Here is a 17,134-nt window from a genome sequence, read left to right on the forward strand (position 1 = left end):
ATCCCCCTGGTCCGTACGCGGCGAGGGCCCCTCGGGGCACCTACGGAGCCACCGTCACTCGGCGATCTTCAGGAGCTTGTTCGCCGTGCCCGCCGACGGGTTGGTGATGGCGCCGGACGTGGCGGCCCCCGTCAGCGCCGCGGCCGCCTGGGCCGGAGTCGCGGACGGGTGCCCCGCCAGGTAGACCGCCGCGGCACCGGCCGCGTGCGGGGCCGCCATGGACGTCCCGGAGATGGTCTTCGTCCCGGTGTCACTGTCGTTCCAGGCGGACGTGATGTCCGAACCCGGCGCGTACAGGTCCACCACGGAGCCGAAGTTCGAGAACGAGGACTGCTGGTCGTCGATCGTGCTCGACGCCACCGTGATCGCCTCCGTGACCCGGGACGGCGAGCCCTGACCGGCGTCGGCCGACTCGTTGCCCGCCGCCAGGGTGAAGGTGACACCCGAGGCGACGGCCCGGCGCACCGCCTCGTCGAGGGCCTCGTCGGCGCCGCCGCCCAGGCTCATGTTGGCCACCGAAGGGCCCTTGTGGTTCTGGGTGACCCAGTCGATGCCCGCGACCACCTGCTCGGTGGTGCCGGATCCGTTGTCGTCCAGCACCCGCACCGCGACGACCTTCGCCTTCTTGGCGACGCCGTGGGAGGTTCCCGCGATGGTGCCGGCCACGTGCGTGCCGTGGCCGTTGCCGTCGTCGGCGCTGTCGTCGTTGTCCACCGCGTCGAAGCCGGACGTCGCGCGGCCGCCGAAGTCCTTGTGGGTGGTGCGCACGCCGGTGTCGATGACGTACGCCGTCACGCCCTCGCCGCCGCCGTCGGGGTAGGTGTACTTCTTGTCGCCCGCCTGCGCGGTCTGGTCGATCCGGTCCAGCCCCCATGAGGGCGGGTTGGTCTGGGTGGCGTTGATGGTGAACTTCTTGTTCTGCACGACCTTGCCGACGGCCGGGTCCGCGGCGAGCCGCTTCGCCTCCGTCTCGCTGAGACCCGCGGCCGAGAAGCCGTTGACCCCGGAGCCGTAGGAGCGCTTCAGCTCGCCGCCGTACTTGCGGGCGAGCTGTTCCTTGTTCGCGGATGCGTCGAGTATGACGACGTAACTTCCGCTGATCGCGCCGGGCGCGCCGAGGCCGTAGACCGTGCCTTCGGGCGGTGTCGCCGCCCCCGCGAGGGGGGTGGCGAGCAGGGCCACGGCGGCCGCCGTGGCCGCTCCCGTGCCGACTGCCGCGTACCGGAAGCCGCGCGAGCGCTTGTGAGTTGCCATCTGGAGGGTTCTCCTCGTGTTGACGTGTGGGGCGTCAGACCTTCTGGAGAACCCTCTTCCGATTGACAGGCGCAAATCAAGGACGCCTTGGGGTTGAGGGGTTGTTCAACAAGGTTTCTTAAACGGTCCCCCGCACCGCCTTCACCTCGCACACAGGTTCATATGAACTCCCGCACGATTCCCACACGTTCACGAACGGCCGACCGCGTATCCCTTCAACTCCCGCCGCGCCAGGGAGCGCTGGTGCACCTCGTCCGGTCCGTCGGCCAGCCGAAGGGTCCGCGCGGCCGCCCACAGTTCGGCCAGCGGGAAGTCCTGGCTGACCCCGCCCGCGCCGTGCAGCTGCACCGCGTCGTCCAGGATCCGCACCACCGCCCGCGGGGTCGCGATCTTGATGGCCTGGATCTCGGTGTGCGCGCCGCGGTTGCCGACCGTGTCCATCAGCCAGGCCGTCTTCAGCACCAGCAGCCGCAGCTGCTCCACCGTCACCCGGGCGTCGGCGATCCAGTTCTGTACGACGCCCTGCGCGGCCAGCGGCTTGCCGAAGGCGGTACGTTCCACCGCGCGCCGGCACATCAGCTCGATGGCCCGCTCCGCCATCCCGATCAGCCGCATGCAGTGGTGGATACGGCCCGGGCCGAGCCGGGCCTGGGCGATGGCGAAGCCGGTGCCCTCCTCGCCGATCAGGTTCGCCGCCGGGACCCGGGCCCCGTCGAAGACCACCTCGGCGTGGCCGCCGTGGTCGTGGTCCTCGTACCCGTACACCGTCATGGCCCGGCGCACCTCGACCCCCGGGGTGTCGCGCGGCACCAGGATCATCGACTGCTGGCGGCGCGGATCGGCGCCCTCCGGGTCGGTCTTGCCCATCACGATGAAGATCCTGCAGTCCGGGTTCATCGCCCCGGAGATGAACCACTTGCGGCCCGTGACCACGTACTCGCCGCCGTCCGCCGAGCGCTCGATCCGCGTCTCCACGTTCGTCGCGTCCGAGGAGGCCACCTCGGGCTCGGTCATCGCGAAGGCGGACCGGATCTCCCCGGCCAGCAGGGGCTCCAGCCACTGCTTCCGCTGCTCCTCGTTCCCGAACTGGGCGAGCAGCTCCATGTTCCCGGTGTCCGGAGCCGCGCAGTTGGTGGCCGTCGGTGCCAGGTGCGGGCTGCGGCCGGTGATCTCCGCGAGCGGTGCGTACTGGAGGTTCGTCAGGCCGGCGCCGTGCTCCGCGTCCGGCAGGAAGAGGTTCCACAGGCCCTGGCGGCGCGCCTCGGCCTTCAGTTCACCGAAGACGGCCGGGGTGTCCCAGGGCGAGGCCAGCCGTGCGCGCTGCTCGGCGGCGACGGGCTCCGCCGGGTAGACGTACTCCTCCATGAACGCGAGCAGCCGCTCGCGGAGTTCCTCGGTCCGGGCGTCGAATGCGAAATCCATGGGCGGGTTCCTCAGCCTTCCTGGCGGGTCTGGCGCGTCTGGCGGTCCTGGAGCGTGGTCAGTCCGTGCTCGATGAAGACCGGGACCAGCTCACCGATCCGGTCGAAGCCCGCACCGACGGTCTGCCCCAGCGTGTAGCGGTAGTGGATGCCTTCGAGGATCACGGCGAGCTTGAACCAGGCGAAGGCCGTGTACCAGGCGATGGACCCGGTGTCCCGGCCCGAGCGGGCCGCGTACCGTTCGACGAGCTCGTCCGGCGTCGGATGGCCCGGTGCTCCGCTCGTCGTACTGACCGGCGACCCGGTCAGGCCCAGGTCGGAGCTGTACATCACCAGCAGTCCGAGGTCGGTCAGCGGATCCCCGAGCGTGGACATCTCCCAGTCCAGCACCGCCCGAATGGTGTCGGTGCCGGACGGGGATCCGCCGATCAGGACGTTGTCGAGCCGGAAGTCGCCGTGCACCACCGTCGGGGTGGGGGAGTCGGGCAGCCCGCGGCCGAGCGCGCCGTGCAGCTCGTCGATCCCGGCGAGCTCCCGGCCCCGGGAGGCCGCGAGCTGCTTGCCCCAGCGGCGCAGCTGCCGGTCCAGGAAACCCTCGGGCCGGCCGAAGTCGCCCAGACCCACCGCGTCGGGGTCCACCGCGTGCAGGTCGACCAGGGTGTCCACCAGGCCCAGCACCGCCCGCCGGGTCCGCTCCGGGCCGATCTCCGCGAGCTGCTCGGCCGTCCGGTACGGCACCCCGTCCACGTACTCCATGACGTAGAACGGCGCCCCGAGCACGGCCTCGTCCTCGCACAGGAGCACCGGCTCGGGCACCGGCACGGCCGTGCCGTGCAGCGCCGCGATGACCCGGTGCTCGCGCCGCATGTCGTGCGCGGTGGCCAGTACGTGGCCCAGCGGCGGGCGGCGGACCACCCAGCGGGCGGTCCCGTCGGTGATCTCGTACGTGAGATTCGACCGGCCGCCCTCGATGAGCCGGCCGCGCAGCGTCCCGGCCACGAGTCCCGGCCGTGCCCGGTCGAGATGACCGCGCAGCCGCTCCAGGTCCAGGCCGCGCGGGTCGGCCGGGTCTGAGGTCATGGTGCGCACCTCCGTGCGAGTCGACGAGGGGAAGAGCGATGGTGCGTCGGAGCACCGTCGCGAGCCATCATGCCGACCAGTCGGTATGTCGTCCAGAGTGCGGACGGAACCAATCCCCTCCGCCCGGCCGGATCCGGCCGTGTCAGGCGTGGCAGAGGATCGGTGTACCGCCGTTCATCACGGTCATGTCCGTCAGGACCGCCAGGATGTCCAGCGGCGCGCCCTCCGGCCGGCCGGCCAGTTCCGCGTACGCCCGGTGCACGTTCGCCACCAGCCGCTCGCTCTCCCGCCAGGCGCCGAACTCGCCGAGATCGGCCTGCTGGGCCACCTCCAGCGGGGAGAGCCCCTTCGTCCGGCCCTCCCGGGCCAGCTCGGCCACGTACCGCAGGTAGCGCTCGGTGGAGTCGTAGGCGGAGGGGTCGGTCAGGGGTCCGTGGCCCGGTACGACGGTCTCCGCGTCCAGCGAGCGCAGCAGCTCCAGCGCCCGCAGCGAGCCCGCGAGGGAGCCCATTGCCAGGAACGGCGTCCCGCCGGCGAAGACCAGGTCGCCGGTGAACACCACCCGCTGTCCGGGCAGCCACACGACCGAGTCCCCGGTGGTGTGCGCGACGCCCGGGTGGATGACCCGCACCTCCGTGGCGCCGACGTGCAGCGTCGCCCGGTCGCTGTAGGTGAGGTCGGGCGGGACGATGTCGACCGCGCCGAAGTCCGTGGACGGCCAGATCATCTCCAGCTGGTGCCCGGCGGCGAGCTGCTCGGACCGGGCGTTGTCGTGCCCGAGGATCAGCGCCTCGGGGGCGAAGACGCCGTTCCCGTACGTGTGGTCGCCGTGGTGGTGGGTGTTGACCACGGTGCGGGGGAGCGGCACCCCGGCCGCCACGACCGCGTCCCGCAGCGCCAGGGCCCGCCGCTCGGTGGCAGCGGTGTCCACGAGCAGGGTGCGGCCCCCGTCGGTCACGAATCCGGCGTTGTTGAGGCACCAGCCGCCGTCCGGCTGGACGTAGGCGTACACCCCCGGCGCGGGCTGGACGAGGTACGGTTCTTCGACGGACATCTGGATTCTCCCCGGGTCGCTGCGGCGAACGGTCGGCATCCTGCCAGCCGTTGCCGCGCCGGGGGAGGGCGGGTACCGCTCCCGGCCGGATCTCCGGCCGGCGGCGGTCCGGCCCGAGGCGGTCCGGTCAGTGATCGTCGTAGTGTCCGTCGTGCTCCGCGTGCCGGTGCCCGTCGTGCAGGTAGTCCACGTGGTCCCCGTGCCGGACCGTCTCGTGCCCGCAGTCCGAGCCGTGCGCGTGCGCGTGGCCGTCGTGCGTGGTGTGCCCGCCGGGCTCGCATTCGTCCCAGTGCCCCGAGTGCTCGCGGTGCAGATGGCCGTCGTGGGCGTAGTCGACGTGGTCGCCGTGCCGGACCGCCTGGTGCCCGCAGTCCGCGCCGTGCGTGTGCTGGTGCGTGGGGTGTTCGTGGTGCAGGGTCGTCATGGCGCCGAGGTTAGTGTGAATTGCCCGGTATCGCCCGTTGTGTCGCAGTGGCGCGGCGAAGCGCGATCATCACACCGGCCGACGGCTCAGAGGATCACCGTCATCGCGAAGAGCGCCAGCGCCACCGTGCACGCCACCACCGCCAGAGCCGCCCGCGGCGCGAGCCGCCGCGGCGGGCCCGCCGCCAGCGCCCGGATCCGCCGGTGGGCCACCCACAGGAACGCCAGCCAGACCAGCGCGATGGCCGCCGCCCCGGCCATCTCCACCGGCGCACCCGACCCGCGCAACGCCTGCCGCAGCGCCAGCACCGCCACGACCGAGGAGGCCAGCGTCGTACGCCGCCACGCGAGCCGGGTCCGCTCGGGCTGCAGCCCGGCGTCACGGTCCGCGCCCGAGCTGCTCACCGCCCCGACGTCCAGCCCAGGAGCACGACCACCACCATCGCCACCGCCACCAGCCCGACGCCCAGGCTCAGCAGCACCGGGAAGCGCGACAGCGGCAGGTCCTCGCCCCGCCGCATCGCCCGCTCGCACCGCACCCAGTGGTTCACCGCCCGCAGCGCACAGGCCGCACCCACCGCGAGCAGCGTGAAGGCCATCCCGACCCGCACCCCCCAGCGCAGGTCCGGCAGGAACTGGTCGACGGCGAAGCCGCCGCCCACCAAGGCCAGCGAGGTCCGGATCCAGGCGAGGAAGGTCCGTTCGTTGGCCAGTGAGAAGCGGTAGTCCGGGGTCTCGCCCTCGTCCCTCAGCCGCGAGGGTGCGAACCAGAGGCGCACGTCCTTGACGAAGTCGATCACCCGATCAATCTACAAGCGGGATTCCCGATGCGCGCGCAGCCGCCGGTAGGCCTCCAGCCCGTCCGGTACCCAGGCCCAATCCCCGCCGCCCACCCGCAGGTCCAGCTCCTCCTGCGTCAGGTACGTGAACCAGTCGACCTCGGAGACCTGCGGGGCCACGGGCAGCTCGCACCGCACCTCGTGCACGTACGACCACCAGGCCCCGCCCGGACCCTCGTACAGGAACTTGAACAGCGGCTCCGGCTGCGCCAGCCCCCGTACCCCCAGCTCCTCCTCGGCCTCGCGCAGCGCGGCCCGCGCATAGCTCTCGCCGGCGCCCAGTACCCCGCCCACGAACATGTCGTAGTGCGCGGGGAAGACCAGCTTCGAGGCGGTCCGCCGATGCACGAAGATCCGCCCCTGCGCGTCCCTGGCCTGCACGAACACACAGCGGTGGAGCAGTCCCCGGGCGTACACCTCGCCCCGTGGGGCCTGTCCGACGACCCGGTCGTCCCGGTCCACCACGTCCAGTACTTCATCAGCGGCACTCACAAGGGTCATCCAACCACCGCTGTTGACTGGTTACCGCTCCGTAGCCAAGGATCTGCCCCACCACCGACGGAGGACGGGTAACCGCATGACGTACGACGCAGACGTGATCGTGATCGGGGCCGGGCTCGCGGGGCTCGTGGCCACCGCCGAGCTCGTCGACGCGGGCCGCAAGGTCATCCTGCTCGACCAGGAACCGGAGCGGTCCATCGGCGGCCAGGCGCACTGGTCCTTCGGCGGGCTGTTCTTCGTGGACTCGCCCGAGCAGCGCCGGATGCGGATCAAGGACAGTCACGACCTCGCCCTCCAGGACTGGCTGGGCACCGCCGGGTTCGACCGCGAGGAGGACGCCTGGCCGCGCCGCTGGGCCGAGGCCTACGTCGACTTCGCGGCCGGCGAGAAGCGCTCCTGGCTGCACGCGCAGGGCGTCCGCTTCTTCCCGGTGGTCGGCTGGGCGGAGCGCGGCGGCTACGACGCCAACGGCCACGGGAACTCCGTCCCCCGCTTCCACATCACCTGGGGCACCGGCCCCGGCCTGGTGGAGCCCTTCGAACGGCGGGTCCGGGCCGGTGTGGCCCGCGGGCTGGTGCGGTTCGCGTTCCGCCACCGTGTCACCGGGCTCTGCGCCACGGCCGGCGCGGTGGACACCGTGACCGGCGAGATCCTGGAACCCTCCGACGCCGTACGCGGCACCGCCAGCAGCCGTGAGGTCACCGGGACCTTCACCCTGCGGGCCCAGGCCGTGATCGTCACGAGCGGCGGCATCGGCGGCAACCACGCCCTCGTCCGCGCGCAATGGCCCGCCCGGCTCGGCACCCCGCCGCAGCGGATGCTCTCCGGGGTCCCGGCGCACGTCGACGGCCTGATGCTCGGCATCGCGGAGCGGGCGGGCGCCAGCCACATCAACAAGGACCGGATGTGGCACTACACCGAGGGCATCCAGAACTGGGACCCGATCTGGGCCCGGCACGGCATCCGCATCCTGCCCGGCCCCTCCCCGCTGTGGCTGGACGCGACGGGCAGGCGCCTGCCCGTACCGCTCTTCCCGGGCTTCGACACCCTCGGGACCCTCGACCACATCATGAAGACCGGCCACGACCACACCTGGTTCGTGCTCAACGAGCGCATCATCGGCAAGGAGTTCGCCCTCTCGGGCTCCGAGCAGAACCCGGACCTCACCGGCAGGTCGATCCGGGACGTCTTCACCCGCGCGCGCCAGGCCGTACCCGCCCCGGTCCGGGCCTTCATGGACAACGGGGCCGACTTCGTCGTCGAGCGGGACCTGTCCGCGCTGGTCCGCGGGATGAACGCGGTCACCAAGGAGGACCTCCTCGACGAGGCCACCGTCCGGGGCGAGATCGTGGCCCGCGACCGGGAGATCGCCAACCCCTTCACCAAGGACCTCCAGGTCACGGCCATTCACGGTGCCCGCAGATACCTCGGCGACAAGCTCATCCGCACCGCCGCCCCGCACCGGATCCTGGACCCGAAGGCCGGGCCGCTGATCGCGGTACGGCTGTCGATCCTGACCCGCAAGTCCCTGGGCGGCCTGGAGACCGACCTCTCCTCGCGCGTCCTGACCGGCACCGGCGAGCCGCTGCCGGGCGTCTACGCGGCGGGCGAGGCGGCCGGATTCGGCGGTGGCGGGGTGCACGGGTACCGGGCCCTGGAGGGCACCTTCCTCGGCGGGTGCATCTTCTCGGGCCGGGCGGCGGGCCGCGCCGCGGCCCGGGCCGTCGCCTGATCGCGCCCGTCGCCCGCTCTGCCCCTGCTGTCGGCTGCCCGGCCCGGCGTGGCCCGGCGTGGCCCGGCGCGGCCCGGCGCCGCGCCGCGCCGTCAGACCAGCCGTTCGGTGACCCGGAACCGCTCCGCGATGACGAGGGTGTCGTCGTCGACCGTGAACCCCGGGTCACCGATTGCTCCGCGCACCGGCTCGCTGTGCCAGAACTCCTCGTGTGCCGTACGCCATTCGGCCACCGACGTGTAGCCCTCGCCCTCGTCGAGCGCGTGCCGCAGCCCGACGTCCCCCAGGCGCAGCACCTCCACGGCGGTCACCTCCACCACCGCCACCCCGCGCTCCGCGGAATCCACCAGCAGGGACCGGGCGCCGGGCCGCGGCAGCGGCTCGTCCTCGGCCTCGTACTCCGCGAGCAGGCCGGTGGTACTGGTCTTCGCCCCGCTCAGCACGGCCGCGACCAGCTGGTCGCGCAGTGGCCCGGGGAACCCCAGCAGATACGGGGGAAGATCGTCGTAGGTGGTCATGCGGCCACCCTACGAGACGGCGCGGACACGCACAGAACCAGCCACTCCTACCCAACTCGCACCACGTTTACAGCAGTTGAAACCCGCCACGCAGTGGACTGGACCTTGACGCGGAGCTGGGCGTACCGCTTTGCTGTGCGTGATCACCGACGCGCTCACCGTCGCGATCCCCCGCCACACCCGGCCGTCCCCCCACGCGTGCGCCTCGCGCGCGCGGCGGGAATCCGGCCGCCGCCGACCCCCGTCCGCCCGCGTCCTGGAGGGAAACCCCGCGGATGTCCCCGCCTCCGCCGCCCCTCGGCCGCGCCCGCAAGCGGGACGCCCAGCTCTTCGACCCGGCCCTGTGCGACGCCGAACTCGTCGACGTACGGTCCCAGTTCACCCAGGGCCGGTGGTCCCGGGCCCGTTCCCTCCTCGTCGGCACCGGCGACGACTGGGACCGCCGCGGCCACCGCGTCGTCGTCCTCGCGCAGACCCCTGCGGCCACCGCCTGGGCCCGTGAGTGGCTGCTCGCCGAACCGCAGAGCGCCGACGCCGCCACTCTCCTCGCCTGCGCCACCGTCTTCACCGCCCTGCGCCAGAAGGGCACCCCGGCCGCGGCGGAGGAGGCCTGCCGCCGGGCCGCCGCCCTGTTCCCGGCGGACCCGACGCCCTGGCTCGGGCTCCTCCTCCTCTCCCGTGCCTTCGGCAGCGAGGAGGAGTTCAGCCGCCACTTCGACCAGGTCCGGGCCCGCCACCGCGAGCACCACCACGCCCACCACCTGATGGTCGCCAGGCTGGCCGAGCGCGCCCTCGCCTCCGGCCAGGACCCGCTCCACGAGGTCTACGACTTCGCGTCCTGGGCCGCCGAGGAGTCCCCGGCCGACTCCCCGCTCGCGGTCCTCCCCGTCGTCGCCCACGCCGAGCGGTACCGGGTACTGGCCGCCACGCACGGGCACTCGCCCGAGTCGGCCGCCGCCCACTGGGCCGGCCGCCGCGCCCGCCAGGTCCTGCGCTCCGCCTTCGACTGGTGGCTGGAGTGGGAGCGCGAGGACCACCCCCGCAACCGCGTCGACCTCAACTTCCTCGCCCACGCCAAACTCTGCGAAGGCCGCCCCGCCGAGGCCGCCGCCCTCTTCCACCGCATCGGCAGCCACGCCACCCGTGCCCCCTGGTCCTATCCCGACCGGGACCCGCAGAAGGCCTTCCTCGCCGCCCGCGGTGTCGCACTCGGCACCGCCTGACCGCGCCGGCCGAGGACGCCCCCCCCGCACCACCCGTACGCACCCCCGCCACCCCCCACCGAGCGCCCATCCCCCGAGCGCAACGCCCCCGAAAGGACGCCGCCATGCCGACGGGCAGATCCTCCACGCTCCAAGACCCGGCCGAGATCCGTACGTACAAGGGCCAGGACCGGGCCCTGCGCGCCGGCCGCCTCGGCACCGCCGGCCTGCTCCTGTCCGTGCTCGCCGCCAGCGCGCCCCTGATGGTCGTCGCCGGTGTCATGCCCACGACCTTCGGGGTCATGGGCGTCGTCGGCCAGCCCCTGCTCTTCGTCATCCTCGGAGCCGTCCTCGCGCTCTTCAGCGTCGGCTACGCCGAGATGAGCCGCCACGTCCACAACGCCGGCGCCTTCTACGCGTACATCGCCCGCGGCCTCGGCCCCACCGCCGGCGCGGGGGCCTCCCTCGTCGCCCTGGTCGCGTACAGCGCCATGCAGGTCGGCGTCTTCGGCATCCTCGGCTTCGAGATGTCCGGCCTCTTCGCCACCTACCTCGACATCGAGCTCAACTGGTGGATACCGGCCCTGCTGGCCGTCGCCGTCACCGGCGCGCTCGGCTGGCTCAAGATCGACCTCAACGCGAAGGTCCTCGGGGTCCTCCTCCTCGTCGAGTGCGTCCTCGTCGTCGTCTTCGACGTCGCCGCCCTCAGCAAGCCCGCCGCCGAAGGCCTCTCGCTCCACGCCTTCAACCCCGAGACCCTCGGCGGCGCCGGCTTCGGCACCGCGCTCTGCTTCTGCATCGCCGCCTTCGTCGGCTTCGAGCAGTCCCCGGTCTACGCCGAGGAGACCAGCAAGCCGCACATCGTCGTCTCCCGCGTGATGTTCCTCGCCGTCGGCTTCGTCGCCCTCTTCTTCGCCGTCAGCGCCTGGGCCCTCACCGTGGCCACCGGCCCCTCCGAGGTCGTCAAGACCTCCGCCGAGGCCGGCCCCGCCCTGCTCTTCCAGCTCACCGAGAGCCGGCTCGGCGCCACCTTCACCGACGTCCTGCACGTCCTCTTCGTCACCGGCATGTTCGCGGCCATGCTCAGCTTCCACAACGTCGTCGCCCGCTACGCCTTCGCCATGGGCCGCGAGGGCCTGCTCCCGGCCGCCTTCGGACGCACCAACGCCGGAACCGGTGCCCCCGCCACCGGCTCCCTGCTGCAGACCGGCGTCGCCGCCCTCGTCGTGACCGCCTTCGCGGTCTCCGACGACAAGCCGGCCGGTGACCCCACCACCCCCGTCCTGCACCTGTTCACCTGGATGGGCAGCGTCGGCGCCCTCGGCGTGACCCTTCTCATGGCCGCCGCCTCCTTCGCCGTCATCGCCTTCTTCGTCCGCCGCGGCACCGCCGGCGCCCAGGTCTGGCGCCTCGTCGCGGCCGGCAGCGCCGGCCTCGCCCTGCTCGCCATCGCCGTCTACACCGTCAAGGACTTCGGCGTCCTGGTCGGCGCCGAGAAGGGCTCCGCGCTCAGCTGGCTCCTGCCCGGCATCATCGGCGCCGCCGTCGTCACCGGCCTGGTCTACGGAGCCGTGCTGCGCCGCAGCCGCCCCGAGGTGCACGCCCGGATCGGCCTGGGCAACGAGGCCTTCCGCCTCGACCAGGCGGCGGAGGGCACCCCCGGCGGCTGACCTCGCTTTCCAGCTCTTAAGAAGCCCCCGACACCCGTTTCCAAGGTCGTCGGGGGCTTCGACGTGCAGGGGGTGCTTTTGGAGGGGAGCGGAGCCTCATGGTCTCCTGTTGCGACCAAACCACCCGGATCGCAGCACAGGGGACACCACCCGGCTCCCTGCGCGGCCGTCAGGGCCTGCCTTGTCCCACCCACGAAGGCGAAGTTCCACATGAGTGACCTGAGTGACCGCACCTTGACCGAGGCACCCGCCCCGGCGTCGACCCGCCATGTCGACGCAGGTGACGAGGGCTACAGCAAGGACCTCAAGTCCCGCCACATCAACATGATCGCGATCGGCGGGGCCATAGGCACCGGCCTCTTCCTCGGCGCGGGCGGCCGCCTCGCCGACGCCGGCCCCTCCCTCGCGATCGCCTACGCGGTGTGCGGAGTCTTCGCCTTCTTCGTCGTCCGGGCGCTCGGCGAGCTCGTCCTCTACCGCCCCTCCTCCGGAGCCTTCGTCTCCTACGCCCGCGAGTTCATGGGCGAGAAGGGCGCCTACACGGCCGGCTGGCTGTACTTCCTGAACTGGTCCACGACCACCGTCGCCGACATCACGGCCGCCGCGACCTACGCGCACTTCTGGTCGCTGTTCACCGACGTCCCCCAGTGGGTCCTCGCCTTCATCGCCCTCGCGATCGTCCTCACCGCCAACCTGATCTCGGTGAAGTACTTCGGCGAGATGGAGTTCTGGTTCTCGCTCGTCAAGGTCGCGGCCCTGGTCGTCTTCCTGGTCGTCGGCATCTGGCTCGTCGCCACCAGCCACGACATCGGCGGCAGCACCCCCGGCCTCGCCAACATCACGGACAACGGCGGCATCTTCCCCTCCGGCGTCCTCCCGATGCTCCTGGTCATCCAGGGCGTCGTCTTCGCGTACGCCTCCGTCGAGCTCTGCGGCGTCGCCGCCGGCGAGACCGAGAACCCCGAGAAGATCATGCCGAAGGCGATCAACTCGATCATGTGGCGCGTAGGCCTCTTCTACGTCGGCTCGGTCGTCCTCCTCGCCGTGCTCCTGCCCTACACCTCCTACAGCTCGGACCAGAGCCCCTTCGTCACGGTCTTCGACAAGCTCGGCGTCCCCGGCGCCGCGGGCATCATGAACCTCGTCGTCCTGACGGCCGCGCTCTCCAGCCTGAACTCCGGCCTCTACTCCACCGGCCGCATCCTGCGCTCGATGTCCCTGTCCGGCTCCGCCCCGAAGTTCACCGGCGTCATGAACAAGGGCAAGGTCCCCTACGGCGGCGTCCTGTTCACCGCCGCCTTCGGCCTCGCCGGCGTCGGGCTGAACGCCCTCATGCCGAAGGACGCCTTCGAGCTCGTCCTCAACTTCGCCTCGCTCGGCATCCTCGGCACCTGGGCGATGGTCATGATCTGCTCGCTGTTCTTCTGGCGCCGCGCCCAGGACGGCCTCGTGGAGCGCCCCGCGTACCGCCTGCCCTGGGCCCCGTACACCCAGATCATCACCCTGGTCTTCCTGCTCACCGTGCTGGTGCTGATGTGGTGCGACGGCGGCGTCGGCCGCACCACGGTCCTGTTCGTCCCGGTCATCGGCGCCGCCCTGGTCGGCGGCTGGTACCTGGTCCGCGGCCGCGTCTCCGCCCTCGCCGCCACCCGCCACTGACCCGGCCACCACTCCCGGGGCCCCGCGCCGGACTCCTGTCCGGCGCGGGGCCTCGGGCCGTACGGGCTCCCCGGCCTCCCTGACTCCCCGAACCACGTGACTCAAGCCGGCCGGCCACCGAAGGGACGGCCGTCCCGCCGACGCCCTAGGAGGGGCCCGGCCGTTCGGCGGTGCGGGCGGCCAGGACCGTGACGTCGTCCTCCGCGTCGGTGACCCGCAGGGCCGCCAGCACGGTGTCGATGACCTCGTCCAGGGCTCCGCCCACCGGCAGCGGGATGCCGGTGAGCCGTCGCAGCGAGGCATCGATGTCCTCGCCCCGGCGTTCGACCAGGCCGTCGGTGAACAGCATCAGCACGCAGCCCGGCCGGAGCGCGAAGGACGCGGCCTCGTACCCGCCGAAGCCGGTGCCCAGCGGCGGACCCACCGGGACCGGCGCCAGGAACGGATCCTGCCCGCGGCCGATGACCATGGCGGGCAGGTGCCCGGCGCTCGCGTGGACGCAGGTCCCGGCGGCGTGGTCGACCAGCACGAGCAGACAGGTCGCGACCCGGTCCAGACCGCCCGCGAAGACCACCTGGTCCGCCTCGCACAGGACGTCCGCCGGCGGATGCCCGGACGCGGCCAGCGCGCGGATGAGGGAGCGGTAGTGACTCATGGCGACCGCCGCCTCGACCCCGTGGCCCATCACGTCGCCCATCACCAGCAGGGTCCGTCCACCGGGCAGCGCCAGGCAGTCGAACCAGTCCCCGCCCACCAGGACACCGGTGCCCGAGGGAAGGTAGCGGGAGGCCACCTCCAGATCGCCGTGCGGGAAAGTGGGCTCGGACAGCAGCGCCAGCTGCAGCTCCAGGGCCATTCCCTGCTCCCTGGCGAAGCGCTCCGCCTTGGCCAGGCTGCCGGCCGCCCGCTCGGCCAGGGTCCGGGCCACGACGACGTCCTCGCGCCCGAAGGCGGGCGAGTCCCCGGCCCGCACCAGGGTGAGCGTGCCGATCGGACGGTCCTGGGCGATCAGCGGGACCACGACGCCGGAGTGGATGCCCGCCTCCCGGTACGCGGAGACCCGGTCCGCGCTCGGCGCCGCCCGGCTGAAGGCCTCGTCGGAGGAGAAGTTCCCCAGCCACGGCTCGCCGCTCTCCAGGCACTGCCGGACCGCCGATCCGGGCTGGTAGTGCAGGTCCTCCCCGGCCGCGCCGAGCGCCCGCACCCGCGCCGCGAGCTCCCGTACCGAGGTCACCGCGACCCGCCGCAGCCGCAGGGCCCCGCCGTCGGGCAGCTCCCCGCCCGGCCCCTCCCGCGGGATGAGCTCCACGCTCGCCGCGTCGGCCAGCCCCGGAACCAGGAACTCGGTCAGCTCACGGCAGGTGGTGTCCACATCGAGGGTGGTGCCGACCCGCACCGCGGCGGTGTCCAGCAGGAGCAGGCGCCGGTTGGTGCGCGACAGCTCCCGCTGCCGTTGCCTCGGCGCGCTGACCTCCAGGCCGATGCCCACCAGCCCCAGTACCCGCCCGTCCTCCTCCAGCCGGTGGTACGTCCCCCGCCACACCCGCGACTCGTACGGGGAATCGGCCAGGGTCCGGCCCTCCAGGAGCAGCTCCCGGGGCCGCCCGTCGCGCAGTACCTCGTGCAGCACCTCGTCGGGACGCTCGACGTCCGGCAGCACCTCGTTCAGCGTCCGCCCCAGCAGCGCCTCGCCGGGCAGGCCGTTCATCACCGCCATGTGCGGGCTGACGTACAGGTAGCGCAGATCGGTGTCGAGCAGGGCGATCCCCGCCCGGGCCCCGTCGACGATCTGCCGCAGCAGCCGGTACTCGCGCACCAGCCGGTCCAGGTCCTGCGGATCGCCCGCCAGGGCGGCGGCCACCACCTCGTCCGCGTCCTCGCCGAACAGCGGACGCGGGCCGGCGCCCTCAGCCCACATCACGGGACCTCCCTCGGCCGGTCTGCCCCACCGATGTGCTCCCAACATAACAACAGGGCAGGTCAGAGCGATATTGCGTCGCTCTGACCTGCCCTGTTGCACCGATCAGGCCCGGCGGGCCGACGGCCTGCGGCTCAGTGCCAGCAGACTCAGGGCAAACATCAGGACGCCCAGGGGGACATGCACTGACGGCACCCGCGCGATGCCCAGGACCACCTGCACCGAGGCGAGGACGAGGAAGCCCGACGAGTACAGGACGGGCCGGGGCGATCCGCCGCCCGGCCGCCACGCCAGCACCGCCGCGATCACGTACAGCATCGTCGCCCCGTACATCACGCGCGCGCCGATGCCGTGCAGCAGTTCGCCGTGGGACGAGGACAGCAGCACCCCGGCGGTGACCGCCTGGAAGAAGATGGCCAAGGTCTGCAGGCCGACGGTGACCTGCAGGAACGTGAAGGTACGCGGCTTCTCCGTCGTCAGTGTGGCCATGGTGGCGTCCCCTCTTCTGCCTCACGGCGTAGATCGATAAGGTCTCGGTAGTCCGACGATGTGGGCCCGCGAAATGTGAGGCGAGGCGCCGGGAGGCGGACCAGGGGGAGCGGTCGTGAGCATGAGTACGTCGTCAGACGCGGACGCGGCCGCCGACGCGGACGCCGACGCGGGCCTGGACGCGATCGTCGGGGAGCGGGGACACCTCACCAACCTCGCCTACCGGCTGCTGGGTTCGCTGGCCGAGGCCGAGGACGCGGTACAGGAGACCTACGCGCGCTGGTACGCGATGCCGAGCCGGAAGCGGGAGGCCGTCGAGTCGCCCGGCGCCTGGCTGACGACGGTCGCCGGCCGCATCTGCCTGGACCTGCTCGGCTCGGCGCGGGCGCGCCGTGAGCGCTACGTCGGCGAATGGGTCCCCGAGCCGCTGCCCGACCGCACGGAGTGGATCGGCGGGGCGGCGGTCGGCGGCGGGACCCGGCCCGTCGACCCGGCCGACCGGGTCACCCTGGACGAGTCGGTCAACATGGCCTTCCTCGTCGTACTGGAGTCGATGACACCGGCCGAACGCGTCGCGTTCATCCTCCACGACGTCTTCCGCTACCCCTTCGCCGAGATCGCCCGGATCGTCGGCCGGACCCCGGCGGCCTGCCGCCAGCTGGCGGCCTCGGCCCGCCGACGGGTGAGCGCCGCACAGGTCCCGACGGCCGCGACGCCCGGACAGGCCCCTCTGGTACGGCACTTCAAGGAGGCGTGGGAGGCCAGGGACATCAAGGCCCTCGTCGGTCTCCTGGCCCCCGACGCCACGATGATCGCCGACGGCGGGGGACTGGTCGGCGCCGCCCTGCGCCCGGTCGAGGGCGGCGCGCGCATCGCCGAGTACCTGATCCAGATCGCCGACAGGGCGCCCGGCCTGAAGCTCCTGGAACGCTCGGTCAACGGCCGACCCGGCCTGGTCGCGCAGCACACCGGGGTCACCGTGACCGTGGCGGCGTTCGAGCTCGCCGACGACCGCGTCACCCGCATCTGGGCCGTCCGCAATCCGGAGAAGCTCGGCCCGTGGGTGGCGGACGAGCAGAACTGACCGGGCGCGCCCGCGGCGCGGGGCCGTGGGTCCGGCCCCGCGCCGCGGGCGCGCCACAGGACGACGAAAGAGCCGGCCAGTGCGACTCGCGTCGCTCTGACCGGCTCTTCCAGGTCGTTTGACCATGGTGTCCGAGGGGGGACTTGAACCCCCACGCCCGATAAAGGGCACTAGCACCTCAAGCTAGCGCGTCTGCCATTCCGCCACCCGGACAAGGTGTCTGTCTCGCGTCCCTCGCGGGCCGTTCCGACGTGGAAAACATTACCAAACATTCCGGGGTCCTCGATCAC

At 72.4% G+C, this 17,134-nt stretch carries 16 protein-coding genes and 1 tRNA gene; 5 read left to right on the forward strand and 12 right to left on the reverse strand.

Annotated features, from left to right (window positions below):
- Window positions 1–54: 54 nt before the first annotated feature.
- From Sspor_RS32310 to Sspor_RS32345, 8 genes are all read right to left on the reverse strand, one after another.
- On the reverse strand, window positions 55–1,254 hold the full coding sequence (locus Sspor_RS32310) for a S8 family peptidase (RefSeq protein ID WP_202202252.1): 1,200 nt from the start codon (window positions 1,252–1,254) through the stop codon (window positions 55–57).
- Window positions 1,255–1,443: 189 nt separating this feature from the next.
- A complete protein-coding gene (locus Sspor_RS32315; RefSeq protein WP_202202253.1) occupies window positions 1,444–2,676 on the reverse strand; it encodes an acyl-CoA dehydrogenase family protein in 1,233 nt (410 codons plus the stop codon).
- A gap of 11 nt (window positions 2,677–2,687) precedes the next feature.
- A complete protein-coding gene (locus tag Sspor_RS32320) occupies window positions 2,688–3,755 on the reverse strand; it encodes a phosphotransferase family protein (RefSeq protein WP_202202254.1) in 1,068 nt (355 codons plus the stop codon).
- Window positions 3,756–3,897: 142 nt separating this feature from the next.
- A complete protein-coding gene (locus Sspor_RS32325; protein WP_202202255.1) occupies window positions 3,898–4,809 on the reverse strand; it encodes an MBL fold metallo-hydrolase in 912 nt (303 codons plus the stop codon).
- Window positions 4,810–4,936: 127 nt separating this feature from the next.
- Complete coding sequence (locus tag Sspor_RS32330) at window positions 4,937–5,233, reverse strand: hypothetical protein (protein WP_202202256.1); 297 nt, start codon at window positions 5,231–5,233, stop codon at window positions 4,937–4,939.
- An 86-nt stretch (window positions 5,234–5,319) separates the two neighbouring features.
- Window positions 5,320–5,637: a DUF202 domain-containing protein gene (locus Sspor_RS32335; RefSeq protein WP_202202257.1), complete on the reverse strand. Its 318-nt coding sequence runs from the start codon at window positions 5,635–5,637 to the stop codon at window positions 5,320–5,322.
- The gene (locus tag Sspor_RS32340; protein ID WP_202202258.1) at window positions 5,634–6,032 is read right to left on the reverse strand and encodes a YidH family protein; all 399 of its coding nucleotides are present in this window, start codon (window positions 6,030–6,032) and stop codon (window positions 5,634–5,636) included. Before Sspor_RS32340 ends, Sspor_RS32335 begins: the two co-directional genes overlap by 4 nt.
- 9 nt (window positions 6,033–6,041) lie before the next feature.
- Window positions 6,042–6,563, reverse strand: a complete 522-nt coding sequence (locus tag Sspor_RS32345; RefSeq protein ID WP_202204011.1) for an NUDIX domain-containing protein — start codon at window positions 6,561–6,563, stop codon at window positions 6,042–6,044.
- An 85-nt stretch (window positions 6,564–6,648) separates the two neighbouring features.
- Between Sspor_RS32345 and Sspor_RS32350 the strand changes: the two genes are divergently transcribed.
- Window positions 6,649–8,304: an FAD-binding dehydrogenase gene (locus Sspor_RS32350; protein ID WP_202202259.1), complete on the forward strand. Its 1,656-nt coding sequence runs from the start codon at window positions 6,649–6,651 to the stop codon at window positions 8,302–8,304.
- A gap of 92 nt (window positions 8,305–8,396) precedes the next feature.
- Here Sspor_RS32350 and Sspor_RS32355 read toward each other — a convergent pair whose 3' ends face one another.
- Window positions 8,397–8,822, reverse strand: a complete 426-nt coding sequence (locus tag Sspor_RS32355; RefSeq protein ID WP_202202260.1) for an ASCH domain-containing protein — start codon at window positions 8,820–8,822, stop codon at window positions 8,397–8,399.
- Window positions 8,823–9,097: 275 nt separating this feature from the next.
- Here Sspor_RS32355 and Sspor_RS32360 point away from each other — a divergent pair, with 275 nt between their 5' ends.
- From Sspor_RS32360 to Sspor_RS32370, 3 genes are all read left to right on the forward strand, one after another.
- On the forward strand, window positions 9,098–10,045 hold the full coding sequence (locus tag Sspor_RS32360) for a hypothetical protein (RefSeq protein WP_202202261.1): 948 nt from the start codon (window positions 9,098–9,100) through the stop codon (window positions 10,043–10,045).
- 104 nt (window positions 10,046–10,149) lie between these two features.
- Window positions 10,150–11,694 carry an APC family permease gene (locus tag Sspor_RS32365; protein WP_202202262.1) on the forward strand — a complete coding sequence of 515 codons (1,545 nt, stop codon included), beginning with the start codon at window positions 10,150–10,152 and terminating at the stop codon, window positions 11,692–11,694.
- Between the two features lie 219 nt (window positions 11,695–11,913).
- Window positions 11,914–13,353, forward strand: a complete 1,440-nt coding sequence (locus Sspor_RS32370; protein ID WP_373318915.1) for an amino acid permease — start codon at window positions 11,914–11,916, stop codon at window positions 13,351–13,353.
- A gap of 145 nt (window positions 13,354–13,498) precedes the next feature.
- On the opposite strand, the gene Sspor_RS32375 is transcribed toward Sspor_RS32370, so the two are convergent.
- Window positions 13,499–15,271, reverse strand: coding sequence for a SpoIIE family protein phosphatase (locus Sspor_RS32375; RefSeq protein ID WP_202202264.1), 1,773 nt, complete (start codon window positions 15,269–15,271; stop codon window positions 13,499–13,501).
- 105 nt (window positions 15,272–15,376) lie between these two features.
- Window positions 15,377–15,760 carry a hypothetical protein gene (locus tag Sspor_RS32380; RefSeq protein ID WP_202202265.1) on the reverse strand — a complete coding sequence of 128 codons (384 nt, stop codon included), beginning with the start codon at window positions 15,758–15,760 and terminating at the stop codon, window positions 15,377–15,379.
- 121 nt (window positions 15,761–15,881) lie between these two features.
- Between Sspor_RS32380 and sigJ the strand changes: the two genes are divergently transcribed.
- Window positions 15,882–16,844 (forward strand): RNA polymerase sigma factor SigJ, encoded by a 963-nt coding sequence (gene sigJ, locus Sspor_RS32385; RefSeq protein WP_202202266.1) that lies wholly within the window; start codon window positions 15,882–15,884, stop codon window positions 16,842–16,844.
- Window positions 16,845–16,969: 125 nt separating this feature from the next.
- Here sigJ and Sspor_RS32390 read toward each other — a convergent pair.
- A tRNA-Leu gene (locus Sspor_RS32390) sits at window positions 16,970–17,057 on the reverse strand.
- Between the last annotated feature and the right edge of the window lie 77 nt (window positions 17,058–17,134).

Source organism: Streptomyces spororaveus, from assembly GCF_016755875.1.
Classification (GTDB): domain Bacteria; phylum Actinomycetota; class Actinomycetes; order Streptomycetales; family Streptomycetaceae; genus Streptomyces; species Streptomyces spororaveus.

What these genes read in the sequence shown, in the direction of transcription:
- Sspor_RS32355 (WP_202202260.1), bottom strand. Translation starts at nt 8,822, where the DNA reads ATGACCACCTACGACGATCTTCCCCCGTATCTGCTGGGGTTCCCCGGG.
- Sspor_RS32315 (WP_202202253.1), bottom strand. Translation starts at nt 2,676, where the DNA reads ATGGATTTCGCATTCGACGCCCGGACCGAGGAACTCCGCGAGCGGCTG.
- Sspor_RS32310 (WP_202202252.1), bottom strand. Translation starts at nt 1,254, where the DNA reads ATGGCAACTCACAAGCGCTCGCGCGGCTTCCGGTACGCGGCAGTCGGC.
- sigJ (WP_202202266.1), top strand. Translation starts at nt 15,882, where the DNA reads ATGAGTACGTCGTCAGACGCGGACGCGGCCGCCGACGCGGACGCCGAC.
- Sspor_RS32375 (WP_202202264.1), bottom strand. Translation starts at nt 15,271, where the DNA reads ATGTGGGCTGAGGGCGCCGGCCCGCGTCCGCTGTTCGGCGAGGACGCG.
- Sspor_RS32325 (WP_202202255.1), bottom strand. Translation starts at nt 4,809, where the DNA reads ATGTCCGTCGAAGAACCGTACCTCGTCCAGCCCGCGCCGGGGGTGTAC.
- Sspor_RS32380 (WP_202202265.1), bottom strand. Translation starts at nt 15,760, where the DNA reads ATGGCCACACTGACGACGGAGAAGCCGCGTACCTTCACGTTCCTGCAG.
- Sspor_RS32365 (WP_202202262.1), top strand. Translation starts at nt 10,150, where the DNA reads ATGCCGACGGGCAGATCCTCCACGCTCCAAGACCCGGCCGAGATCCGT.
- Sspor_RS32350 (WP_202202259.1), top strand. Translation starts at nt 6,649, where the DNA reads ATGACGTACGACGCAGACGTGATCGTGATCGGGGCCGGGCTCGCGGGG.
- Sspor_RS32330 (WP_202202256.1), bottom strand. Translation starts at nt 5,233, where the DNA reads ATGACGACCCTGCACCACGAACACCCCACGCACCAGCACACGCACGGC.
- Sspor_RS32360 (WP_202202261.1), top strand. Translation starts at nt 9,098, where the DNA reads ATGTCCCCGCCTCCGCCGCCCCTCGGCCGCGCCCGCAAGCGGGACGCC.
- Sspor_RS32320 (WP_202202254.1), bottom strand. Translation starts at nt 3,755, where the DNA reads ATGACCTCAGACCCGGCCGACCCGCGCGGCCTGGACCTGGAGCGGCTG.